General features: G+C 71.8%; 17 protein-coding genes. 11 read left to right on the top strand and 6 right to left on the bottom strand.

What is annotated here, in order from left to right; translation table 11 throughout:
• The first annotated feature begins 89 nt into the window (after positions 1–89).
• Positions 90–1,088 (top strand): N-acetylglucosamine kinase, encoded by a 999-nt coding sequence (locus ACN27G_RS07385; RefSeq protein ID WP_421492030.1) that lies wholly within the window; start codon positions 90–92, stop codon positions 1,086–1,088.
• A 93-nt stretch (positions 1,089–1,181) separates the two neighbouring features.
• Here ACN27G_RS07385 and ACN27G_RS07380 read toward each other — a convergent pair whose 3' ends face one another.
• From ACN27G_RS07380 to ACN27G_RS07370, 3 genes are all read right to left on the bottom strand, one after another.
• Entirely contained in the window at positions 1,182–4,511 is a 3,330-nt protein-coding gene (locus ACN27G_RS07380; RefSeq protein ID WP_421492029.1) for a ThuA domain-containing protein, read from the bottom strand.
• A gap of 75 nt (positions 4,512–4,586) precedes the next feature.
• On the bottom strand, positions 4,587–5,696 hold the full coding sequence (locus tag ACN27G_RS07375; RefSeq protein WP_421492028.1) for a sugar phosphate isomerase/epimerase family protein: 1,110 nt from the start codon (positions 5,694–5,696) through the stop codon (positions 4,587–4,589).
• Positions 5,697–6,156: 460 nt separating this feature from the next.
• Positions 6,157–7,401 carry an alanine racemase gene (locus ACN27G_RS07370; RefSeq protein ID WP_421492027.1) on the bottom strand — a complete coding sequence of 415 codons (1,245 nt, stop codon included), beginning with the start codon at positions 7,399–7,401 and terminating at the stop codon, positions 6,157–6,159.
• 162 nt (positions 7,402–7,563) lie between these two features.
• On the opposite strand from ACN27G_RS07370, the gene ACN27G_RS07365 reads away from it, so the two are divergent.
• From ACN27G_RS07365 to ACN27G_RS07335, 7 genes are all read left to right on the top strand, one after another.
• Positions 7,564–8,892, top strand: coding sequence for a helix-turn-helix domain-containing protein (locus ACN27G_RS07365; protein WP_421492026.1), 1,329 nt, complete (start codon positions 7,564–7,566; stop codon positions 8,890–8,892).
• Complete coding sequence (locus tag ACN27G_RS07360) at positions 8,889–10,265, top strand: amidohydrolase/deacetylase family metallohydrolase (protein WP_421492025.1); 1,377 nt, start codon at positions 8,889–8,891, stop codon at positions 10,263–10,265. Before ACN27G_RS07365 ends, ACN27G_RS07360 begins: the two co-directional genes overlap by 4 nt.
• 279 nt (positions 10,266–10,544) lie before the next feature.
• Entirely contained in the window at positions 10,545–11,831 is a 1,287-nt protein-coding gene (locus tag ACN27G_RS07355) for an extracellular solute-binding protein (protein ID WP_421492024.1), read from the top strand.
• 5 nt (positions 11,832–11,836) lie between these two features.
• Positions 11,837–12,736 (top strand): carbohydrate ABC transporter permease, encoded by a 900-nt coding sequence (locus ACN27G_RS07350; RefSeq protein ID WP_421492023.1) that lies wholly within the window; start codon positions 11,837–11,839, stop codon positions 12,734–12,736.
• Between the two features lie 119 nt (positions 12,737–12,855).
• Entirely contained in the window at positions 12,856–13,689 is an 834-nt protein-coding gene (locus ACN27G_RS07345) for a carbohydrate ABC transporter permease (RefSeq protein WP_421497263.1), read from the top strand.
• Complete coding sequence (locus tag ACN27G_RS07340; RefSeq protein ID WP_421492022.1) at positions 13,689–15,431, top strand: beta-N-acetylhexosaminidase; 1,743 nt, start codon at positions 13,689–13,691, stop codon at positions 15,429–15,431. The genes ACN27G_RS07345 and ACN27G_RS07340 overlap by 1 nt, the downstream gene beginning before the upstream one ends.
• An 86-nt stretch (positions 15,432–15,517) precedes the next feature.
• Positions 15,518–15,739: a hypothetical protein gene (locus ACN27G_RS07335; protein WP_421492021.1), complete on the top strand. Its 222-nt coding sequence runs from the start codon at positions 15,518–15,520 to the stop codon at positions 15,737–15,739.
• A 221-nt stretch (positions 15,740–15,960) separates the two neighbouring features.
• Here ACN27G_RS07335 and ACN27G_RS07330 read toward each other — a convergent pair whose 3' ends face one another.
• The gene (locus tag ACN27G_RS07330) at positions 15,961–16,548 is read right to left on the bottom strand and encodes a TetR/AcrR family transcriptional regulator (RefSeq protein ID WP_421492020.1); all 588 of its coding nucleotides are present in this window, start codon (positions 16,546–16,548) and stop codon (positions 15,961–15,963) included.
• A gap of 81 nt (positions 16,549–16,629) precedes the next feature.
• Here ACN27G_RS07330 and ACN27G_RS07325 point away from each other — a divergent pair, with 81 nt between their 5' ends.
• From ACN27G_RS07325 to ACN27G_RS07315, 3 genes are all read left to right on the top strand, one after another.
• Complete coding sequence (locus ACN27G_RS07325; protein WP_421492019.1) at positions 16,630–17,526, top strand: SDR family oxidoreductase; 897 nt, start codon at positions 16,630–16,632, stop codon at positions 17,524–17,526.
• A 39-nt stretch (positions 17,527–17,565) separates the two neighbouring features.
• A complete protein-coding gene (locus ACN27G_RS07320; RefSeq protein WP_421492018.1) occupies positions 17,566–19,023 on the top strand; it encodes an aldehyde dehydrogenase family protein in 1,458 nt (485 codons plus the stop codon).
• Between the two features lie 174 nt (positions 19,024–19,197).
• Positions 19,198–19,845: a hypothetical protein gene (locus ACN27G_RS07315; RefSeq protein WP_421492017.1), complete on the top strand. Its 648-nt coding sequence runs from the start codon at positions 19,198–19,200 to the stop codon at positions 19,843–19,845.
• A 39-nt stretch (positions 19,846–19,884) separates the two neighbouring features.
• Here the strand turns inward: ACN27G_RS07315 and ACN27G_RS07310 are convergent, their stop codons facing one another.
• Both ACN27G_RS07310 and ACN27G_RS07305 read right to left on the bottom strand, forming a co-directional pair.
• A complete protein-coding gene (locus tag ACN27G_RS07310) occupies positions 19,885–22,071 on the bottom strand; it encodes a KGGVGR-motif variant AAA ATPase (protein ID WP_421492016.1) in 2,187 nt (728 codons plus the stop codon).
• A 32-nt stretch (positions 22,072–22,103) separates the two neighbouring features.
• The gene (locus ACN27G_RS07305) at positions 22,104–23,360 is read right to left on the bottom strand and encodes a TIR-like protein FxsC (protein WP_421492015.1); all 1,257 of its coding nucleotides are present in this window, start codon (positions 23,358–23,360) and stop codon (positions 22,104–22,106) included.
• Positions 23,361–23,425: the final 65 nt, after the last annotated feature.

The following is a 23,425-nucleotide window of genomic DNA, read 5'->3' as shown; positions in this document are numbered from 1 at the left end:
CAGCCGCGTGGTGAAAAAACTTATGACCGTTAGGGGCATTGAGTCAATAGGTTTGACATTTTCGATCGGTACCCCGCACCATCGGCAGCGTGATCGATGCGCTCGTGCTCGGCGCCGACTGTGGCGGCACCGCCACCCGGGCGGTGCTGGCCACCGTGGACGGCCGGATCGTCGGGCGCGGCCGGGCCAGCGCCGGGAACCCGGTCGCCGCCGAGCCGGCGCGGGCCGCCGCCGCGCTCGGCGAGGCCGCTCGGGCCGCGCTGCACGGACACGACCCGGCCCGGGTGGCCGGCGCGGTGGTCGGGCTGGCCGGAGTGGCCAGGCTCGCCGAGCCGGAGGTGGCCGCCCGGTACGCCGCGCAGTGGTCACGGCTCGGGCTGAGCTGCCCGATGCGTACGGTCGGCGACGCGGTGGTGGCGTTCGCGGCCGGCACGGCGGCGGAGCGCGGCTCGGTGCTGATCGCCGGGACCGGTGCGGTCGCCGCCGAGGTGCACGACGACACGGTCGGCCGGACCGCCGACGGCCTCGGCTGGCTGCTCGGCGACGAGGGCTCGGGGTTCTGGCTCGGCCTGGCCGCGGCCCGGTCGACGGCCCGGGCGCTCTACCGGGGCCCGCCGACCGATCCACTGGCCCGCGCCCTGACCGGCGTGCTCGGCACGACCGACCCGGACGCCTTCGTGGCCCGCGTCCACCAGCTACATCACGACCGGCGGGCCGGGACGGCGGGGATAGCGGGGCTGGCGCCGGTGGTCGGCGCGGCGGCGCGGGACGGAGATCCGGCGGCGGTCGCCATCCTGGACACCGCGGCCGAGCGGCTGGCCGGGACGCTGCTCTCGCTGCATCCGGTGCCGGGCCCGGTGGTGCTGGCCGGCGGGGTCCTCGCCGGGATACCGGAGATCCGCGACGCGGTGCGGGCGCGCCTCACCGCCCGGCTGGGCCGGCCCGGCGTGCCGGCCGGTGACGCCGCCGCCGGCGCCGCCTGGGTCGCCGCCCGCCGCGTCCTCGGGTACGCCGACCCGGCGCTGCACGCCCGACTGCTGGCCGGTGTGCCCGGCGCCGAGGGTGTGCACCGGGCCGGCGACGGGTGAGCCACCCGGACGAGCGGTCCACGGACGAGTGTGCCGGAGAGTCAGGATCGTGACTCTCCGGCACACTCCGCGATCGAGATGTTCCGCCGGGGGTTACCTCGGGGTGAACTCCACCCAGTTCAGGTTGACCAGACCGGTGGTCGGGCCACCGGTGACCGGCTGGAAGACCAGGTGGAGCCGGTGCCCGCCGGCCGGCTGGTCGACCGCCAGGGTCTGGCTGGACCAGTCGTTGTTGCCGGTCGTGGCGTTCAGCGTGGCGGTGCCGACCAGCGGACCGGTCGGCGAGTCGAGCCGCAGCTCGACGGTGGCCCGGGGCGTACCGGCGGTGGCCGCCGAGCCGCCGGAGACCCGGAAGGTCACCGCGCTGGCGTCACCCAGGTTGATCGGGTCGAACGCGATCGAGTCGCCCGCGTCGATCCCGTTGACGTGCTGGCCGCCGCCGACGTCACTGGTGTTGGCGATCGTCACGTCCTGCCGGACCTGGGCAAACTCGGCCTGCTGGCGGGGCGTCTGTATCACGACCTGGTCGACCGTGGTCAGCGCCGGCTGGCCGCCACCGCCGAGGTCGGTGTACATGGCGCTGATCCCGCCGTAGAGGTAACCGCCGGCGTGGTCGGCGCCGTCGGCCGGGGACTGGAGGACGCCGGTGCAGCCGGTGGTCGAACCGTGCTCGTGGCCGTGGGTGTCGTGACCGAGCACGAACGACACGGTGACCCGGGAGCAGTCGATGGTGCCGTCCTCCGGGTCGGTGACCGTCACCGTGTACGGGATCTGGTCACCCCAGTCGAAGAAGGAACCCGGGATCGGGCCGGTCACCGTCACCGTCGGGGCGGTGTTGCCGACCGTGATGGTCCGGGTCAGCACCCCCGTCCTGCCGCCGGAGTCGGTCACCGTCAACCGCGCCGTGTACGTCCCGTTCGCGGTGTAGGTGTGCGACGTGCTCGGGTCGGCCGAGTCGACCGTACCGTCGCTGGTGAAGTCCCAGGCGTAGGAGATCGATTCGCCCGGGTCGGGGTCGTACGAGCCGACGGCCGAGAAGTTCACCGTCAGCGGGGCCTGCCCGGAGGTGGGGCTGGCGTTCAGCACCGCGACCGGCGACCGTTTGCCCTTGACATACCGGATCACCGAGAGCTGGGCGTCCGGGTTGGCGGTGAAGAAGCCGTCGCCGTACTCCAGCAGGTAGAGGCTGCCGTCCGGGCCGAACTCCATCTCCATCGGGTTGTCGAAGACGAAGCCGGGCAGCAGTTGCTCGACGCCGACCAGGTTGCCCCTGCCGTCGGTCCGCATCATGAAGATCTTGTCCCGGGTGAACTCGCCGAACGCCACGGCGTGGTGGTAGTACTCCGGGAACTTCGTCTCCGAGGTCGACTCCGGGTCGTAGGAGTAGATCGGCCCGCCGTGCGGGCCGACCCCGCCGGTCCCGATCACCGGCCACTTGAAGTCGCAGCTCAGCGGCGGTGTCTCCAGGTACGCCCCCGGGCACGGGGTACGCGCCTGGTAGGTGTACCAGAACTGCGGGTCCTGCACCGGCGGCAACACCGTCCGGCCGGTGTTCCGGGGCGAGTCGTTCACCGGGGCACCGCAGTTGAACGGCTGCCCGGAGGTCCGGGTGGCGAAGTCGTAGTCGACGTACGGCAGGCCCGGCGAGTAGCAGTACGGCCAGCCGTAGTTGCCGGCCCTGTTGGTGGCGAACCACCGGCCGGTCCCCTCCGGTCCCCGGGCCGGGTTGGCGGTCCGGCTGTCCGGCGAGTAGTCGCCGACGTAGACCCGGCCGGAGGCGTCCACGTCGAACCGGAACGGGTTGCGCAGCCCCATCAGGAAGATCTCCGGACGGGTTGTGTCGTCGTGGTCCTGTGCCTCCGGGAAGAGGTTGCCGGCCGGGATCGTGTACGTCCCGTTCGCCCGTACCTTGATCCGTAGCAGCTTGCCGCGCAGGTCGTTGGTGTTGCCGGCGGAGCGCTGGGCGTCGTAGCCCGGCCCCTGGGTCGGTGACTCGTTGATCGGGGTGAAGCCGTCCGAACCACCGGCGTTGGTGTCGTCACCGGTGATCAGATAGAGGTTGCCCCTGCCGTCGAACTTCACCTTGCCGGCGACGTGGCAGCAGATGCCCCGGTCCACGTCCACCCGCAGGATCTGCTGCTCGGTGCTCATGTCCAGGTGCGGGGTCTCGCCGTCGACGAACTTGACCCGGGAGAGCTGGTTGTAGCCCTTGAACTTGTCCCAGACCGTCGGATCGGTGCTGGTGGCCGGCGCGTCGCCCTCGTTGACGCCCGGGGTGGCCGGGTCGTCGACCGGGGTGGAGAGCGGCGGCGAATAGTAGAGGTAGACCCACTTGTTGGTGGCGAAGTCGGGGTCGATCGAGACGGTCTGCAACCCGTCCTCGTCGTGGCTGTAGACCGGGATCGTGTTGATCACCGGGCTCGCGCCGCTGGTCGGGTCGTAGAGCCGCACCTGGCCGCCCCGGGTGTTGTGCAGCACCCGGCCGTCCGGCAGGACGGCGAGCGACATCGGCTCGCCCGGCTCGTCGTTGAGGGTGACCTTCTCGTAGTTGCCGATCACGGTCGCGCCGCAGTCGCCCTCGACCACGCCGGCCGCCCACTGGATGCCACCGAGCAGGTGCCGGGTGAACGGCTTCGACCGGTAGGTCTCGATCGAGTGGCCGAGCCCGGTGTACCAGGAACGACCGCCCTGGTAGTCCTTGCACCAGGCGATCGGGTGGTCGAAGCCCATGCTGCCACCCGCGAAACTCCGCTCGTCGGCGGTGGCCAGCACGTGCGAGACGCCCCGGACGTTGGCGGAGAAGTTGTACCACTCCTCGGTCAGGGTCAGGGCGCGCGGCACGGTCTCGGTGGACGGGTGCGCCCGGTCGGCGACGTCGACGTTGCCGGGCTCGACCGGGGAGGCGCCGGCGGCCCTCGCGCCGAGCAGACTCTGGTAGAACGCCCAGTCCGGCTCGGTCTCGGCCGCCGCGTGCACCCCGGCGAATCCGCCGCCGGCCCTGACGTACTTTTCGAACGCCGCCTCCTGGCTGGCGTTCAGGATGTCGCCTGTGGTGTTGAGAAAGACCACCGCGCGGTACGTCCCGAGGTTCTGCTCGGTGAAGGCCGCCGCGTCCCGGGTGACGGTGACCCGGAACCCGTGTTCCCGGCCCAGCTCGCGGATGGCCTTGACACCGTCCTGAATGGACGCTCGCCGCGTGCCCGCCGTCTTGGTGAAGACCAGTACGCCGTAGTCGCGCGGCGCGCGGGCGGCCGAGCGGAGCGCGGCGGGGCCGTTCTCCTCGGCCACCAGCGTCTCGGCGGGTACGCCGCCCGAACCCGCTCCTGGATCCGGTACCGCCGCCGCCGGGGTCTGGACCGTCAGCGGGACGATCGTCGCGGTCGCCGCCAGCACGGTCAGCCAGCGGCGCATGATTGTCCTCATCTCTCCTCCGTCTGCACGCCGTAGGGGGTCACGGGAAGTGGGCGGGACACGGCGCTCCGTGTCCCGCCCGGAGGGTCACCGGCGATAGATGGTCAGCTCCGACATGTTGGTGTAGCTGAGCGCGGCGAAGTCGAGCGACTGGCCGGGGTTGGCCGCACCGCCGGGCGCGGTGTCCTGCTCCCAGTTCGCGTGCCGGAAGTCGGCGTCGCCGATGGTCTGGAAGAACTGCTGGAAGTTGATGTCGCCCTCGCCGAGCGGCGTCATCTCGTAGCCGTTGGCGAGCGCGCTGTTCCGGTTGCCGTCCTTGGCGTGGAACAGCGGGAACCGCCTGCTCTGCGAGACCACGTTGAGGATCGGGTCGAAGAGGTCGGTCTTCTCCCTGCCCCACCGGTCGACGTACTTCTGGTGCTTGAACCGGGCCACGTAGGCCCAGTAGATGTCCAGCTCGAAGAAGACGTACCGGGGGTCGGTCTTCCGGAAGAAGTACTCCAGCCGGCGGGTGCCGGAGGAGCGGGTCGGCCGGCCGTTGGCGTCCCGCGGCCCCGCGTCGAGCAGGAACGAGTACGCGGCGTCGTGGTTGTGCGTGTAGAGCCGCAGTCCCCGCCTGCGGGCCTGCCGGCCCAGGTCGTTCCAGACGTCCGCCGCCGCGTCCCAGTCCGAGGTGTACGACGAGTTCGTCGGGTCGCTGCCGGTGCCGATGTTCTTCATGCCGAGCGTCTCGGCAATGTCCATCTGCTGCTCGAAGGTGGCCGGGTTGATCGAGGCGTGGGTGCCGTTGGCGGTCAGCCCGTTGTCGTTGAGGATCTTGCGGATCTCCGCCGGGGTGATCTGCCGGCCCAGGATCTCGGTGCTCTGGGTGTAGCCGGCGAACTCCACCTCCCGGTAGCCGAGCTCGGCGATCCGGGCGAGCACCCGCTCGAAGCCGTACGGGACACCGCTGTCGTCGGGTGCGGCGGAGATCCGGTCGCGGACGCTGTAGAGGATGATGCCCCGGTTGCGGCCCGGGATCAGCGGCTCGGCCCGCAGTTGCCCGTGCGCGACCGCGGGGGTCTCGGTCCGGACCACGTTGGCGCCGACCGCGCTGAGCGCGGCCGCCGCGCCCGCCGAGGCGGCGAGGATGCTCCGCCGGGTGAGCCGGCGACGTGCCGCCGGGTCCATCGGTGATCCGCTCTGCGTCTTGCCCATGTCCTGCACCTCTCCGGGCGGTGACGCCTCCACCGCCCCATGCTTGGATCGATTCAAAAGGTCTCCGGCGGGCAGTTCGGACGGACCGGTGCGCGCCCACGCCGGGAAGGTCGGGGTGACGGGCGCGCTCACGTGCCACTCGCGGCGCGCGGGGACGTGCGTCGCGGCCGTGGCCGGGCCGGACGCCTTCGAGGGGCTTCCCGCTCCGGGCGGCCACCCGGGCGGGAGAGATATGACGATCAGCGGTCGTCGCTGTTACGAATAGACACACGCTAGAGGCTGCACCGCGAGAAGAAAAGGGGGAGGACGCGGCAACTTTGGCCCTGAATTACAAAAGTTCGTCAGACCCTGCGGAAAGTTTCGGGTCGATTGTGGTCGAACAGGACCGGTCCCCCGGTCGGGTCCGGGTCACGCGCCGGTCAGGGCGTCCGGTAGATGGAGTCGGAGCGGAGCCGGCCCCTCAGAAGTAGGTCCGCAGGATGTCCACGATGGTGTGGTCGTCGTCGACCACCGGCATCGCCCGCCACTTGTCGAAGGCGGTGCACGGGTGCGAGATGCCGAAGCAGACCAGATCACCCACCCGGATGTCGGCGCCCGGCGGAACCACGAGATATCCGTGATGGTCGTTGAGCCGGCTGACCGTCACGCCGACGGCGGGGCGCAGCTCGCCGGAGCGGCGCCGGATCAGTAACGGTACCGGCAGGCCCTCGTCGTACGGGGCGTCCCGCTTGCCCATGCCGACGATCGCCAGCCCCGGCTCCGGGGTGGAGGTGACCTGCGCCCAGAGCTCGAGCGCCGCCTCCAGCCGGCCCTCGGCCGGGATCCGCCGGAACGGCGTGTGCTCGGCGTAGAAGCCGTGGTCGTGGGTGACGTAGGCGCCGCTGCGCAGCACCACCCGCAGGTCGTGACCGGTGAGCCAGCCGCCGCCGAGCTCCTCGGCCACCAGGTCGAACCAGGCGCTGCCACCGGCACTGACCAGCACCTCCGGCCCGACCAGCCCTCGGCGGGCCAGCTCGGTCGCGGCCGACCGGAGCCGCCGCAGGTACGCCGAGACGGCCGCCGCGTCCGGCAGGCCGCCCTCGTAGCCGGCGACGCCGTCGAGGCGTACGCCGGGGGTGGCGGCGACCGCCTCGGCCACCTCGACCACCTGCTCGACGCCGCGACAGCCGGCCCGCCCACCGGGAAAGCCGAGCTCGACCAGGACCCGCAGCGGCGGGCCGGCGGGACGGCCGGCGAGGGCCGTGCCGATCGCCTCGACCCCGGCGACCGAGTCCACGAAGAAGTGCGCCTCGAAGCCCCGGCCGAGTTCCCGGGCCAGCCAGCGCAGCGGCCCGGGGTCGAGGAGCTGGTTGGCCAACAGCACCCGGGGCACGCCGAGGGCCCGACAGGCGAGCACCTGGTTGGCGGTGGCCACGGTGATCGCCCAGGCGCCGGCGGCCAACTGTGCGGTGAGCAGTGCCGGCGCCATGGTGGTCTTGCCGTGCGGGGCGAACCCGAAGCCGTGCCTGGCGCAGAATCCGGCCATCGTGGCGACGTTGTGCGCGACGGCGGAGCGCCGGACGGCGAGGGTGGGCCAGGTGACGGCACCGTCGAAGAGGGAGTGCCCGGCGGCGGCGTACGTGGCGTCCGGCACCGGCCCGTCGGGCTGCCAGAAGCCCCTGGCCCGCCAGTCGAGGGCGGTCTCGGCGGATCGGTGGTCGCGCACCGGCTCTCCCCCGTCGCAGGCTCAGGTTCGGATGTGGCTCGCTGGTGGTTGCCCAGCCTGCCCGACGGGACCGGCCAGGTCAACGTCTTGACGGACGAGTGCCGGGACGTCCAGGCTATGCGCAGCCCCGGTTAACGGACCATTTTCGAACCTGGAGATCCGATGGTGATCGGTCTCGTCATTCATGCCAGCCACCGCGGCGTCTTCGAGGACGCGGCGCGCACCCTGGCCGGGGTGGCGCTGGAGTGGATCGTCTACGAGCACGAGGACGCGGTCCGTGATCTCGTTGACGGCGTACTCGCCCGGCAGCGCGTCGACGGTCTGCTGCTCGGCCCGGTCCCGTACGCGAAGTGCCGCGACCTGCTGCCGGCGAACCTGCCGGTGGCGATCCTCCGCTCGGCCGGGCTGGACCTGTCGCTGGCGCTGTTCCGGGCGCAGGCCCGGGGCTGGCGGCCCACTCCGGTCAGCATCGACACCTACGACGCGCAGACCGTCGACGAGGTGGCCCGGGCGCTGGAGCTGGACCCGACACGGATCAGCTGTCTGCCCTACGACCCGGAGCAGAGCGTTGCCGAGATCGTGGCGTTCCACCACTCGGCGCTGACCCGGACCGGCGCCGACTACGTGATCAGCCTGCGTACGGCGGTCGCGGCCCAGCTGGCGGGCAGCACCCCGGTGCTCGGCGGCCTGCCGGGGCCGGCGACCCTGCGGGCGCAACTGCACGAGCTGGCCCTCCAGGTGCAGTCCAGGCAGGCCAGCGCGCTGCGCTTCGCCGCCGGCATCTTCCTGGTCGGCCGGGCCGGCCCGCAGCTCGACCTGGACCGGGCCCGGGTCGGTCTGATGAACCTGCTGCTGAACACGCCGGAGTTCGGCGACGCCTGGATCGAGGACCGGGGCCGGCGCGGCGTGGTGGTCTTCGCCCACCAGGCGCTCTTCGAGCAGGCGACCAACAGCTGGGTCTCGCTGCCCGCCCTCGGCCAGGCGCGGGAGACCCTCGGCATCCGGGTCGCCGCCGGGTTCGGGGTCGGTGCCTCGGCCCGCAGCTGCCTGCATCTGGCCGAGCGGGCGGTTGCCCGGGCCGAGCAGGAGGAGTCGCCGAGCGCGTACCTCGTCGAGGACGGCGGCGTCATCATCGGCCCGATGAGCCCGGCCGGGGCGGCGCTCGCCTTCACCTACCGGGAGCACGGCGCCGATCTGGAGCGGCTGGCCGGCGAGGTGGGGCTGAGCGCCGCCACGCTCTCCCGGCTCTGCGCCATCGAGCGGGCCCTGGAGGGGCGGGCCATCTCCCCCGGTGACCTGGCGCAGCAGCTCGGGATCACCGATCCCAGCGGCCGGCGCCTGATCCGCAAGCTGAGCGACTCGGGACTGGTCGAGGCGGAGGGGAGCACGCAGATGCACCGCCGGGGCCGGCCGGCCCGCCTCTACCGGCTGCGGATCGGCGTCGCGGCCGGCGACCACGCGGCACGGGCACCCGCCAGGGCGGACCAGTGAGCGACCACACCCGACCGACCGGGCCGGCGAACGGCTACACCCGCCCGGCCGGGCCGACGAGCGGCCAGGCCCGCCCGGCTGGGCCGGCGAGCGACGAGTGTGCCGATGCCGGCGGGGTGTGGGACCTGCTGCTCGCCGGCGGTGACCTGCTCGATCCGGGCGGCGGCCGGAGCGGGACGCACGACGTCGCCGTCCGGCACGGCCGGATCGCGGCGGTCGCGCCCCGGCTGCCCCGGCAGCGGGCCGCCGAGGTCGTCGAGCTGGCCGGCCGGCTGGTCACGCCCGGCCTGGTCGACCTGCACACCCACGTGCACCCCGGCGCGACGTACTGGGGAATCCATCCCGACCCGGTGGCCTGGCGCTCCGGCGTGACCACCTGGGTGGACGCCGGCTCGGCCGGGGCGTACGGCTTTCCGGCCTTCGCGGCCGCCTCCGCCGGGTACGCCGTCCGGGTGCCGGCGCTGCTGAACATCTCGGCGGTGGGACTGGTCGCCCGGGTCGGCGAAGCCCGCGAGCTGGCCAACTGCGACGTCGACCTGGCGGTGGCGACCGTCCGGGCGCACCCGGGCAGGATCGTCGGATTCAAGGTGCGGATGGACCGGCACAACGTCGGCAGCAACGGGCTGGACCCGCTGCGCCGGGCGGTCGAGGCGGCCGACGCCTGCGGGCTGCCGGTGATGGTGCACATCGGCGCGGCACCGCCCTCGGTGGCGCAGCTGCTGCCGCTGCTGCGGCCGGGCGACATCATCACGCACTGCGCCAGCGGCATCGCCGCCGGTGCGGACGGGTTCCATCCGGCGACGACGGAGGCGTACCAGGCGGGGGTGCGCTTCGACCTCGGGCACGGCTCCGGCGGCTTCGCCTTCGACGTCCTGGAGTCGCAGTTGGCCGCGGGGATGCCGCCGCACGCGGTCTCCACCGACCTGCACGGCCGGTCGCTGCACGGCCCGGTCTTCGACCTGCCGACCACGATGGTCAAGATGCTGGCGGTCGGGATGAGCCTGCCGCAGGTGGTGGCGGCGACGACCGCCGGACCGGCCCGGATGCTCGGCCTGCCGGACGGAACCGGCACCCTCGCGGTGGGTGCGCCGGCCGACATCGCGGTCTTCAGGGCGGAGCCGCTCCGGCACGAGGTGGTCGACGTGCACGGGCAGCGCCGGCACGCGCCGCTGCGGCTGGTCAACGAGCTGACCTACCGGGCGGGGCGGCCGCTGCCGCCCCGGCTGCCCGAGCCGGTGCCGCCGTGGATCCCGCTCACCGACACCCAGCGCGCCGCGCTGGCCCGGCGGGACCGGGCGGTACGCCGACTCCTCACCCCACCTCTGGTGGGCCCGGACGGGCTCGCCGAACAGTTTCCCCGACACGGAGGTTGACCCATGCCCAAGCAGATCGTGCAGGCCGACCGGGCGGCGCCGCCCGGCGGACCGTACGGGTCGGCGTCTACGCCGTGCTCTACCTGAGCGACTGAGCCGGCCGGAAGGAGGGCTGTCCGGTCTGTGCCGGACGGCCGGTCAGGCATGCCGTGGAAACCTCCACATAGGGCTCCTGAACAGGAAAATTGTTACTTGACGGTGGACCGGCGGAGATCCAGCCTGGATGGCATCCATATCGGCCTAATTACGAACGTAGCTCGTTATTGAAGGAGGAAGCCCGTGCGGAAACTCCTGGCACTTCCCGCGCTGCTCGCGCTTGCCGTCGGCGCCGGCGCCTGCGCGCCCTCCACCGAGGCACCCCCCGAGAGCACCGACAGCCGGAGCGGCACCCTGCGGGTCTGGCTCTTCGACGAGGCCAACCGGGCCGCCAAGGAGGCGGTGGTCAACGAGGCGGTCGCGGAGTTCACCGCCAAGAACTCCGGGGTGAAGGTCGACGTCAGCTATCTGGCCACCGACACCCGGGCGGAGAAGTACAAGGGCGCGCTGAACGACCCGGCGAGCGCGCCGGACGTCACCGAGGTCGGCAACACCGACCTGGCCAGCTTCGTCGCCTCGAACGGAATGGCCGACGTGACGGCGGAGAACGGGGCGTGGGCCGAGGCCGGGGACCTGCCGGCCGACCTGGTCCAGACGGTCACCGTCGGTGACAAGGCGTACGGGGTGCCGTGGTGGATCGGCGTCCGGGCCCTCTACTACCGCACCGATGTCTTCACCGAGCTCGGGCTCACCCCGCCGACCTCCTACGCCGAACTCGTCACCGCCGCCAGGAAGGTCCGGGCCGGGCGGCCGCAGATGCTCGGGATCGCGGTCGGCGGGCTCTACACCTTCGGCGCCCTGCCCTTCGTCTGGGACGCCGGTGGCGACATCGCGACCAGTTCCGGCGGGACCTACACCGCCACGATCGACTCGCCCGCCGCCAAGGCCGGGATCAAGGCGTACACCGACCTGTTCAGCCCTCAGATCTGCCCGCCGCAGCAGTGCGTCGACCTGACCGGCGGCGGCACCGTGGAGGCGTTCGCGGCCGGGCGGGCCGGGATGGGGATCCTCGGCAACTTCAACCGCTCGGCGGTGGAGGCCGGCGCGGTCAAGGGCACGTACGGCGTCGTGCCGCTGCCCGGCGCCAAGCCCGGCTCGATCGCCCCCGCCTTCGCCGGTGGCAGCAGCCTGGGCGTCTTCCGCTCCACCACGCACCGCAGCCTGGCGGTCGAGTTCATGCACCTGCTGGCGAGCAGGAAATACACCCTGAAGCTCTATGACGCGATGGGCTTCGTGCCGGCGATGAAGTCCGCCCGCGCCGAGGTGATCGCCAAGGAGCCGTTCCTCACACCGTTCATCGAGACGATGGAGGCCGGGACGAGGTTCGTGCCGGTCGACGAGGCGTGGACCACCATCGACGCCGAGAAGATCCTGCCGAACATGCTCCAGAAGGTGATCACCGGCAGAGCGACCGTCGACGCCGCGGCCGCCGAGGCGAACACGCAGATCGCCGCGGCCTTCGGGAAGTAGCCGGCGTGCCCTCTCCCGCAACGATCCGCCGGCAGCAGCGGCTGGCGCCGCTCTGGCTGCTGCTGCCGGCGCTCGCCGTGCTGGTGCCGATGTTCGCGTACCCGCTCTACCAGCTCGGCCTGCTCTCCCTCTTCGAGTACGGGCAGCCGCAGGTCTCCGGCGGCGAGCCGGCCCGGTTCGTGGGCGCGGGCAACTTCCAGAGCCTCTTCGCCGACCGGACGTTCTGGACGGTGCTCGGCCAGACGGTCGTCTTCGCCGCCGGCTGCGTGCTCACCACCCTCGCCATCGGTGCCGCGCTGGCGGTGCTGATGACCCGGATCGGGAAGCTGGCCCGGACCCTGCTCTCCTACTCCGCGCTGACCGCCTGGGCGGCACCGGCGATGACCGGCTCGGTGGTCTGGGCGTTCCTCTTCGACAGCAACCTCGGGCTCGTCAACGAGGTGCTGGGGCTGGGAGGCTACAACTGGCTCTACGACCGGACCGTGGCCTTCGCCCTGGTCGGTGCGGTGGTGGTCTGGCACTCCTTCCCGTTCGTGATGATCACCCTCTACGCCGGCATCCAGGCGGTCCCGCCGTCGGTGCTGGAGGCGGCGGCGCTGGACGGTGCGGGGGCGGCCACCGCGTTCCGTCGGATCACCGTGCCGATGCTCCGGCCGCTTATCGCGATCGTGGTGATCCAGTCGATCATCTGGGACTTCAAGATCTTCACCCAGATCTACGTGATGACCCGGGGCGGCGGCATCGCCGGGCAGAACATGGTGCTCAACGTGTACGCGTACCAAAAGGCCTTCGCCTCCGCCCAGTACGGCCTGGGCTCGGCGATCGGCATCGTGATGACGGTGATCCTGCTGGTGGTCACGCTCTTCTACCTGCGCGCGCTGCGCCGCACCGGGGAGGTGCTGTGAGTGCGAGGAGTGAGCCGGTCTTGCGAGCCCCGCAGTCACGAACGAAAGGCGGCACCGTGAGTGCGAGGAGTGAGCCGGTCTTGCGAGCCCCGCAGTCACGAACGAAGGGTGACACCGTGATGCGCCACCGCGTCGCGGACGCCGTGGCGATCCTGGTCGCCGTGGTCACGGTCTTCCCGATCTACTGGATGCTGCTCTCGGCGCTGAAGCCGACCGGCGAGATCGTTTCGGCCGACCCGCGCCCGTGGACGCTGCACCCGACGCTGGAGCACTTCCGCTCGGCGCTCGGGGTGAGCGGCTTCGGCCGCTACTTCCTGAACAGCCTTGTGGTGGCGCTCACCGTGGTGGCGCTGAGCGCGCTTGTCGCCTTCCTGGCGGCGGTGGCGCTGACCCGCTACCGGTTCCGCACCCGCGGCACCATCCTGGTGCTCTTTCTGATCGCCCAGATGGTGCCGGTCGAGGCGCTGACCATCCCGCTCTTCTTCCAGATCCGCGACCTGGGCCGTACGGTGCCGGGCGTCGGGCTGAACACCCTCGGCTCGCTGGTGCTGGTGCACCTCGCCTTCAGCCTGCCGTTCGCGATCTGGATGCTGCGCGGCTTCGTGGCGGCGGTGCCGCCGGAGGTGGAGGAGGCGGCCACCGTGGACGGTGCCTCCCGGTTCACCATCCTGTGGCGGATCCTCTTCCCGCTGATCGCGCCCGGCCTCGCCGCGACCAGCATCTTCTCCTTCATCACCGCCTGGAACGACTTCCTCTTCGCCAAGACCTTCATCATCAGCGCCACGGAGAACCAGACCCTCCCCGCCGCGCTGCTCGTCTTCTTCAAGCCGGACGAGAACGACTGGGGCGGCATCATGGCCGCCTCCACCCTGATGACCGTCCCGGTGCTGGTCTTCTTCGTCTTCGTCCGGCGCCGGCTCGTCGCCGGGCTCGGCGGGGCGGTGAAGGACTGATGCTCTCCCGCCTGCTCCCCCGGCCGGTCACCACCGAGGAGCGACCCGGGGTGTTCGTCCTCGGCCCGGCGACCACGCTCGGCTCGGATCCCGCCAGCGCCGGGGTGACCCGGCTGCTCCGGGAAACCCTCACCCGCTCGACCGGCCTGGCCCTGCCGGACCCCTGCCCCGGCGGCGGCGCCCACAACGGGGGTGGTGCCGCCGCCGGGGCAGGCAGCATCGCGCTCGCCGTCGACCCGGCGCTGCCCGCCGGGGGCTACCACCTCCGGGTACGCCCCGACGGCGTCGCCGTGACCGGCGGCGACCCGGCCGGGGTCCACCACGGCACGCAGAGCCTGCTCCAGTTGCTGCCCCCGGCCGTGTACCGGCGCTCCCGGGTGGCGGCCGGCCCGTGGCGGCTGCCCGGCGTCGAGATCTCCGACGCGCCGCGCTTCGGCTGGCGCGGCTGCCTACTCGACGTGGCCCGGCACTTCATCCCGGTCGCCGGGGTGCTGCGCTTCGTCGACCTGCTCGCCGCGCACAAACTGAACGTGCTGCACCTGCACCTCACCGACGACCAGGGCTGGCGGTTGCAGGTCCGGCGCTACCCCCGGCTGACCGAGGTCGGCGCCTGGCGGCCCGAGTCGATGGTCGGCGCACGGCAGCACGAGCGCTTCGACGGCCGGCCGCACGGCGGCTACTACACCCAGGACGACATCCGCGAGATCGTCGGGTACGCGGCGGAGCGCTTCGTCACCGTCGTACCCGAGATCGATCTGCCCGGGCACACCCAGGCGGCGATCGCGGCGTACCCCGAACTCGGCAACGACCCCGGCGAGCCGGTCGCGGTCTCGACGCGCTGGGGGATCTCGTCCCGGGTCCTGAACGTCTCCGACGAGACCCTCGACTTCGCCCGGCACGTGCTGGACGAGGTGGTGGAGCTCTTCCCGAGCAGGCACGTCGGGATCGGCGGCGACGAGTGCGACAAGGGCGAGTGGCGGGCCAGCCCGGCCGCCCAACGGCGCCGCCAGGAGCTGGGGCTGCGCGACGAGGACGAGCTGCAGAGCTGGTTCGTCCGGCAGCTCCAGCGACACCTGGCCGGGCGCGGCCGGGCGCTCTTCGGCTGGGACGAGATCCTGGAGGGTGGGTTGCCGGCCGGGGCGACCGTCGCGGCCTGGCGCGGCCCGGCGCCGGCGGTCGCGGCGGCCCGGGCCGGGCACGACGTCGTCTCGTGCTGGGACAGCTCCGCCTACCTGGACTACCGGCAGTCGGACTCGCCCGACGAGCCGATCCCGGTCGGCACCGTGCTGACCGTCGCCGACGTGCGGAACTTCGAGCCGGTGCCGGCGGAGCTGCCGGTGGCGCTGCGGCACCGGGTCGTCGGTGCGCAGTGCAACCTCTGGACCGAGCACGCCGACAATCCCCGGGCGGTGGACTATCTCGCCTTTCCCCGGCTCGCCGCGTTCGCCGAGGCGGTCTGGTCGCCGCCGGGCCCGGAGCACCGGGACGGCTTCGAGGAGCGGCTCGCCGCGCACCTGCGCCGGTTGGACGCGCTCGGTGTCGAGTACCGGCCGCCGGCCGGGCCGCTGCCCTGGCAGCGCCGCCCCGACGCGGCGGGCTGGCCGCGCCAGCGGGCCGACCGGGACGCGGAACTGGCCCGCCTCACCGGCAACGTGCTGCGCCCGCGCACGCCCGAACCGCGTTCCACCCGCGACACCGGCCCGCAGGGCGCTGGCCACCGGGCGGCCCAGCCGGATTCGTGATCCCGCCGGCACGTCGTCCGTCCTATCTGGAACAATGCTGGCCGGATCCGGCGCCGTGCCGGACCGATCACCGATTGGGAGTATCCGTGCCGGTTACCGCCAACCTCGCCAAGCTGGTCGACAAGGACTACCAGGACAAGAGCATGGCCGAACTCGCCGACGCCCCGGTCGCCGCGCTCGCCGGCGTCAGCGAGCGGGCCGCGACGCACCTCAAGGAGGCCCTTGGCATCAAGACCATCGGCGACCTCGGCCGCAGCCAGTACTTCCGCACCGCCAGCGCGATCGTCGCGCTCGCCGACGAGAAGTAGTCGACGCGGGCCGGTGGACGGCCCGAGGCTATGCGGGGTCGCCAGCCGCCGGTGGCTGGCGACCCCGCGCCTCGTCGTGCGGTGACGCGACTTTCAGGGGCGCGCTCTTCCGGGCCGACGTCGCCGTGGCGGCCGGCGGCGGGTTCCTCCGTCGTCGCCGGTAGCCGTCGGCCCGCCGGTGACCGGTGACCGGTGACCGGTGACCGGTGACCGGTGACCGGTCATGCATTCCGGCTCTCGCCGGCGATCATGTCCACGAGGGTGTCGGTGAGGTCTTCGGCGGAGACCCCACCCCATTTGGGGTCGGTGAGCTGTCCGGTCGCCTCCAGGCCGGCGATCCCGTTCGCGCTGCCGATGAGCAGGGCTGCGTATCGGCGGGCGTCCCGCTCGCCGACCAGGTCGGCGACGACAGCGAGAAACTCGGTCTGGCTGCGCTGGGCGGCCCGGGCGAGCGCCGTGGGGTCGCCGGGCGGGTTGCTGAACATGAGCTTGTAGAGGTGTGGCTGAGAGCGGCCGATGTCGATGAGCGCGACGAGGCCGCCACGCAGTTTGTCGGCGGGCGGCAGGCCCGGATCCGCGCGAAGGGCTTGCATGCGGTCCCCGAGCCTGTCCCAGGCCCGGGTGCCGACGGCGATCAGCAGGCTCTCCTTGTCGGGGAAGTGCCGGTAGGGCGCTCCGCGGGTCACTCCGGCGCGCGCTCCCACCGCGCGCAACGTCACGGCGTCGAGGCCACCGGAATCGAGCAGATCAGCGGCCGCGTCGAGCAGGGCGCGGCGCGTGGCTGCCGCTGATTCGGCCCGGCTGGTCATGCGGACGATCCTAGCGTCCGTGTGATGACTAAGTCACTTGGCCTAGTTGACAATGTCATCTCACCATCGCACACTAGGAAGATGACAGCGTCATCTGAGACTCGAGGGCTCGCGGTGGTGACCGGGGCGTCAACCGGCATGGGCGCGGCCACCGCGCGGGAACTGGCCCGCCGCGGCTTCCACGTCCTCGCCGGCGTGCGCCGCGACAGCGACGGCGCGCCCCTGCGCGCCGCGGGCGTCGAGCCGGTGATCCTCGACATCACCGACCCCGACCACATCGCCGCGCTCGCCGCACGTGTCGAGCGGGACCCGCGACCCCTGCGGGCGTTGGTCAACAACGCCGGTATCCCCGGCGCCGGCCCGGTCGAGGTGACGCCGCTCAGCCAATGGCGGCGCATCTTCGAGGTCAACCTCTTCGGCCACGTCGCTGTCACACAGGCCCTGCTCCCCGCGCTCCTACGCGGCAGGGGGCGCGTTGTCAACATCACCTCCCTCAACGGCAAGGTCTCCATGGCCGGATACGGCCCGTACGCCAGCAGCAAGTTCGCGATGGAGGCGGTGAGCGACGCGCTGCGCAACGAGCTCGCCCCCCACGGTGTGCAGGTGGTGGTGGTCGAACCGGGCGGCGTCAAGACCGAGATGTCCCGCGCCGGCATCGCCGCCCTCGGCCGCCTGGACGACGGGATGACGCCCGAGCAGAACGCGCGCTACGGCGCTCTGATGCAGGCAATACCCTCCCACGTGGCCGCGTTCACCAGGGCCGGCGTCACCGCGGAGGTCGCGGCGAAGACGATCGCCAAGGCGGTGACCGACCGCAGGCCCCGGACCCGCTACACCGTCGGCGCAGCGGCCGCCCTCCTCGTCCGGGCTTCCCGCATCCTTCCCGACCGGATGCTCGACCGGATGACAACCTCCGACCTGCGCAGGCACTACCCGGCCGCGACCCGCAGCCGCACGACCTCGGCACATACCGCCTGACCGACACTCCCCGCCCGACAAGGAACCGAGAGGACAACAATGTCGACCACCAGCACCGCCCGCAATCTGATCAACGGTGAGTGGAGCGAGACCGGCCAGATCCACGAGTCGATCGACCCCTCCACCGGTGAGGTCGTGGGCGCCTACGTTTCCGCGGGCCGCGCCGAGGCGCAGGCCGCCATCGCTGCCGCTCGCTCCACCTTCGACACCACCGGCTGGTCGCGCAATCCGTCCCTGCGGTCGCGGGCACTGACCGAACTGGCCGACCGGCTCGCCGAACGGGTCCCGGCCATCGCCCGGATGCTGGCTCGGGAGAACGGCAAGCTTCTCGCCCAGACGACCTGGGAGCTTCTGACCGCGGTCGAGTGGCTGCGCTACAGCGCCGCCTCCGCCCTCGTCCAGATCGCCGGACGCGCCGCCGAACCCACGCCGGGCTCCTACTACCACTCGGTCCCCGAGGCGGCAGGCGTCGCCGGGATCATCGCGCCCTGGAACTCCCCGGTGGTCCTGCTGGTCCGCGCTCTGGGCCCGGCCATCGGAGCCGGCTGCACCACCGTGGCCAAACTGCCCGGCCAGACCGCGCTGACCAACGCGCTGTTCGCCGAAGCCGTCGCCGCCACGACATCGCTTCCCGCAGGCGTCGTCAACATCCTCACCGAGGCCGGTAACGAGGTGGCGCCGCTGCTGGTCGCCTCGCCCGACATCGACGTGATCAGCTACACCGGCAGCACGCATGTCGGGCGCGCCATCGCGGCCGCGGCCGCCCCCACGCTCAAGCGGCTCGGCCTCGAACTGGGCGGCAAGACCCCGCTGATCGTCTTCGACGACGCCGACCTGGACATCGTGGTCCCCACGCTCGTGATGAGCAGCATCCTGATGAACGGCCAGTTCTGCTGCACCGGCTCCCGGGTCCTCGCCCAGCGCGGCATCGCCGACGAACTACGCACCACGCTTGCGGCAGCACTGGAAGGGGTCAAGGTCGGCCCCGCGCTCGACCCCACCAGTCAGATGGGCCCGCTGATCGACAGGGCCAGCGTCGCCAGGGTCGACCGCATCGTCGAGGAGGCCGCCGACTACGCCAAGGTCATCGTCCGGGGTGGCCCGGTCACCGACCCCGGACTGGCCGGTGGCGCGTTCTTCCGGCCCGCCCTGATCGAAGTCGACCAGGTCGATGTCCCCGTCGTCCAGCAGGAAGTGTTCGGCCCGGTCCAGACCTTCGAGGTCTTCGACGACGAGACCGACGCGATCCAGCGGGCGAACGCCACCGAGTTCGGCCTGGCCGCCGCCGTGTTCACCCTCGACGACGTGCGGGCCCGCCGCGTCGCACGCGACCTGCGCTTCGGAGGCATCTGGTTGAACACCTGGGGCACCATGTCCGAACACTTCGAGCAGGGCGGCATGAAACAGAGCGGCTACGGCACGCTGTGCGGGCCGTCCGCCATCAGCGAATTCCAGCACCTCAAGACCTATGGCAGCATGGCCCCGCAGCTGGTGTAGGAACGGATGCCGGGGTGCGCTTGCTCTGGAGTCGTCGTCGACCGCTGCTGCGCGCGCACCCCGCGTCATCCCTGGTGGCCACCACGCGCGTCCCCGACGTGCGGTCGCAACGCCGACTGTCCGACCACTTCCCAGCCGGTATGCTCCGCCTGCGTTCGGCACCCGGGAGGTGGCGTGGAAGTCTTCCTCAGTTGGTCCGGCATCGAGACCCACCAGCTGGCGCTCCTGCTCCGCAAGTGGCTGCCGCAGGTCATCAACGAGCTGGAGCCCTGGGTCTCCTCCGAGGACATCCAGAAGGGCGAGCTGTGGGACCGGGTGCTCACCGAAAAGCTCGGCGGCAACCAGGGGATCATCTGCGTCAGTCGGCGCAACATGCACTCCGCCTGGCTGAACTTCGAGGCCGGGGCACTGGCCAAGTCGGTCGGCCAGTCCGCGGTCCGTCCCCTCCTGCTGGACATCACGGCCACCGAGTTGCAGGGACCGCTCTCCCGGTTCCAGCTCACCCGTGCCGACGACCGCGACGAGATGCGCCGGCTGCTCCACTCGCTCAACCGGAGTTGCGCCCGACCGATCCGGGACGACCTGCTCGCCGAGACCTTCGGCAACGCCTGGCCGACCTACCTCGACGGGGTACGACAGATCGTCGACGTCGGTGCGGCAGGACCGGAAGTCGAGCCGCGCGGAGTCGACGACATCGTGGGCGAGGTCCTCGAACTGGTCCGGGACATCCACCGGAGCACCGTGGCCGGGGTCGGCTCGGTCAAGCCAGCGGACGACCGGCTGCCGAGAATCGACCTCGGCGGCCAGTCCCGCGACGGATGACCGGGCGAACCACGCCTTCACACCGCGCAGGCCGAGAGCCTAGCTGCCGTGCAGGGCAAGGTAGGTGTCGATGCTGATGCCGCTGTCCCGGAGCCAGTCCGCCAGCTCGGCCAACCCGGCAGGAGCGTTCTGCAACGGTGTCGCGATCCGCGCCGCGTCGTCGCCGCCGAGCCCGGAGAGCCGGCTCCGCAGGTAGAGCAGGCTCTCCTGGTCGGTGAAGCGACCGATCTCGATGGCGGCGCCGTCCGCCCAGCTCTGGTTCCGCGTCGTGACCAGCACATGTCCGGAACCCGCCGGTAGGTAGGACTCGGTCTCCGTCCGCTCGCCGGCCTGGTCGAGGACCAGCAGCCAGCGGGAGTACGGCTTGCCGGCGGAGAGCGCGTCGAGCGCCGCACGCATCCGCTCCCCGGGTTCGCTGCCGGACGTTGCCGGCAGGCCGAGCCGGTCCGCGAGCAGCGCCAGTGATGCGGCGACCCCGTACGGTTGCCCTGCGGCGATCCACCACACCACGTCGTAGTCCGGACCGAAGCGGTACGCGTACTCCAGCGCCACCTGGGTCTTGCCCAGGTTTTCGGCGCAGGTCAACACCTGATGCGCCGCCCGGCCGTCACGGTCGAACCCGGAGCGCAGCGCGTCGAGCACCGCCTGCCGGCCCACGAAGTGTGGATTGCGGGCCGGTGCCTCGAAGACCGCCGGTGCCGAGAGCGGATACCGGAGCCTGGCGGGGACGGCGCCACCGGATTCCGCGGTGGTGCTCGAGGCACCCTCCGGCGTGCCGGAATCCTCGGCCGTACGCGACCGCTCCGCATCGCCGGCCGGTGGTGGACCGACCGTGGCGAGGATGAGGTCCCGCGCCTGCTCCGCCGAGCCCAGGTTCAACTCGACCGGTACGCGTTCGTCGAACGGTGCGGTGAGCACCACGCCGTCGATCCGCATCGGGAGGAGAAACCGTGGCGACGACTGTTCGCGGGCGCTGGCCGCCGACCAGATCTCCGCAGCCGCCGGGCAGTCGAGGCAGGCGGCCGACAGGAGCAGAAGGGTACGACCCACCCCGGTCAGCATGGCGCGGATTCCGTCGAAGTCCCGCGACAGCGGTTCGATCGGCAGCTGGATGACGTCGAGGCCGGCGTCACGCACCCGCGCCGCCACCCACTCGCCCCACATCTGGTCGGCGGTCGCGTGGCAGACGAGCACGCTCGGCGACTCCGCCGGCCTGGGCCGTTCGAACTCGCGCAACCAGCGCAGCCGCTCACCCTCGTCCATCGGCACCAACCCGCCGACCTGCCCCCCGCTCAACACCACGGTCAGCCGCTCGTACGCCGCCAGCAGCGAATCCGGCTGGCCGGGCGGATCACCGAACGGGGCCAGGATCTCCTCGTGGGCGTAGTCGGGAAAGTAGGGAATCTCGACGTTCTCCCAGTAGTGGTTGAAGTCGTCGGCGGAGAGTCCCTCCATGAACGGCCCGAGCACCAGTCGGGCGTACGCCCGGCTCACCGTGACCTTCCGGGTGGTGCTCCGCTCCACCCGCATGGGCACCGGCATGATGCGGATCCGGCGCTCGCCGCGGTGGGTGGCGATGTAGCGGGCCACCGCGACCGCGCCCTCAATGCTCTGGGCGTTCATCGCGAAGCAGTTGACCACGATGTCGGGCATCAGGACCGTGCAGATGCCGGCGGTGTCGCTGAGCCCGGTACGGCTGTCGACCAGCACCACGTCGTAGTTGTCCAGCATGTCCTGCCGAAGCGCCGACAGGAACGCTCCGCCGCCCAGGCGGGCGTAGAAGTCGTCCCAGTCGAAGGTGCTGATCCGGTGGGAGTAGCCGTCGTCCTGCACCCCGGCGGGGAGAAAGTCGATCCCGCCGCCTCCGGGAAAGGTCCACTCCAGCGACGCGGCATAGTCGAGTACGTGCGCGTGCTCCCGCACCAGTTGCTCGGCCGAGGCGCCCAACCGCTCGGCGCTACCCCCCACCCGCTCCGACGCCGCCTCCGCGAAGAGGCAGATCATGTCGATGACGCCGCGGGAGTGCCGCACCTCCTTGTCCAGCAGGAACGGGTGGAAGAATCGGTGCAGCCCGGGCGCCTCCAGGTCCCAGTCCGCGACAAGCACCCGCAACCCGTTGCTGGCCAGGATCCATGCGGTGTTCGCCACCGCCATCGAGCGCCCGGTGCCACCCTTGTAGGAGTAGAAGGTGATGATCTGCGGGCGCCCGGCGCTGGAGGCGCTCATCTCCGAACCGCTCCCGGTCATCGTCGCCGACCTCAGGGGCCTTCCACGATCGGCCGCTGGGTCACCGGAAACCGGAGACCCGGCCCCGCGCCCGCCGACCGCGCCCGGGCTGCCTCCAGCACCACACGCAGTTCCTCCTCGAATGCCGCCGGGCTGAGGATGCTCGGCCGGAACGACAGGTCGTCACCGAGCACGACCTGACTGGCGAAGACGCTCCGGACCGAATCCGACAGGTCCCGGGCGTACGCCTGGGTTTCCGGGTCCTGGTGGTTGCGCGGGATCAGCACGGTCAGCCCGCCGCTCCACCCCGGCTCGCGCTCGCTGTAGCGGGCGAGGATCCGCCGGTACGAGGGAAGCTGCGTCGCCCAGGGGTCGACGAGCAGGATCACCATCTCGCGGTCGTGTTTCCTCGGCTCCTCGGAGAGCTCCTCGGCCCGGTCCATCCGCGACTCGAATCCGTGGCGTCGGGCGACGGCGAGCGCGGTCGCACCGATCGGCTCGGGCGAGGCCGGCAGGTACGGCGTCCAGTCGGCCGGCGACGGGCCGTACCCGTCGAGGCGCTTGCGGACCGCCGCCGCCTCCGACCGGGTCGGCGCGACGACGACGAACCGGACCCGATCGGGCCGCTCCGCCGGCCAGCGCTCGCCGGGAGCGAGGTCGAAGCTCGCGCTCCTCACGTCGTCGACGGTCCCGGCCGGTCTGCTGTGGAAGGCGCTGCGCACGTGGAGGAAGTCGATCGGGTGCGGTTCGGGCGGCAGGGGTTGTCGTTCGTAGGCTTCGGCGATCCGGTCGCTCAGGAAGCCGAGGAACTCCAGATAGCCGTCCTGGTGCCGGTGGAGGCGTAGCAGCTGCCGCAGGCCGTCCCTGCGGTAGGCGTCGGGCAGGTGCTCCTCGAGGTACTGCAGCTGCTCGACGGCCGGCGGGATCACCCGGGGTGGCAGCCACAGGATCGGGAACAGCACGGCCGCCGGGTAACCGCCGGCCTGGTCGCGCCGCCGCATCCGTTCGCTGAACGCCTGCCACTCCATGCCGCACATCTCGCTGGCGAGATATCGCGGGGAGAGCAGCGCCACGAAGGTTCGGGCCTCGGCGAGAGCCACCGCCAGTTGGGATGACCAGGGGGTGCCGAGCTGGATGCCGTGACTGTCGAGGAATCCGACCTCCTCGCCGGGGGGAAGTCCGAGCCTGGCACGCAGTTCGCTGGAAAGGTCCCGGAAGAACCGTTCGACGTAGGGATCGTCGTCGCCGCGGGCGTAGCTCAGGAAGAAGACCAGCACACGCCCTCCCATCCGCGACACCGCGCGGCAGGCAGCGAGTATATCGACCGGGCCGCCGCAGGGCCGCGCGTGCCGCG

The sequence above is a fragment of the Plantactinospora sp. WMMB334 genome, assembly GCF_049179095.1.
Taxonomy (GTDB): Bacteria; Actinomycetota; Actinomycetes; order Mycobacteriales; family Micromonosporaceae; genus Plantactinospora.
The sequence above is the reverse complement of the archived record's forward strand: the minus strand, read 5'-3'. Positions and strand labels throughout refer to the sequence as shown.

Coding starts and splice junctions, on each gene's coding strand:
- ACN27G_RS07380 (WP_421492029.1), bottom strand. CDS start 4,511: ATGAGGACAATCATGCGCCGCTGGCTGACCGTGCTGGCGGCGACCGCG.
- ACN27G_RS07375 (WP_421492028.1), bottom strand. CDS start 5,696: ATGGGCAAGACGCAGAGCGGATCACCGATGGACCCGGCGGCACGTCGC.
- ACN27G_RS07365 (WP_421492026.1), top strand. CDS start 7,564: ATGGTGATCGGTCTCGTCATTCATGCCAGCCACCGCGGCGTCTTCGAG.
- ACN27G_RS07345 (WP_421497263.1), top strand. CDS start 12,856: ATGCGCCACCGCGTCGCGGACGCCGTGGCGATCCTGGTCGCCGTGGTC.
- ACN27G_RS07340 (WP_421492022.1), top strand. CDS start 13,689: ATGCTCTCCCGCCTGCTCCCCCGGCCGGTCACCACCGAGGAGCGACCC.
- ACN27G_RS07330 (WP_421492020.1), bottom strand. CDS start 16,548: ATGACCAGCCGGGCCGAATCAGCGGCAGCCACGCGCCGCGCCCTGCTC.
- ACN27G_RS07325 (WP_421492019.1), top strand. CDS start 16,630: ATGACAGCGTCATCTGAGACTCGAGGGCTCGCGGTGGTGACCGGGGCG.
- ACN27G_RS07320 (WP_421492018.1), top strand. CDS start 17,566: ATGTCGACCACCAGCACCGCCCGCAATCTGATCAACGGTGAGTGGAGC.
- ACN27G_RS07310 (WP_421492016.1), bottom strand. CDS start 22,071: ATGAGCGCCTCCAGCGCCGGGCGCCCGCAGATCATCACCTTCTACTCC.
- ACN27G_RS07305 (WP_421492015.1), bottom strand. CDS start 23,360: ATGGGAGGGCGTGTGCTGGTCTTCTTCCTGAGCTACGCCCGCGGCGAC.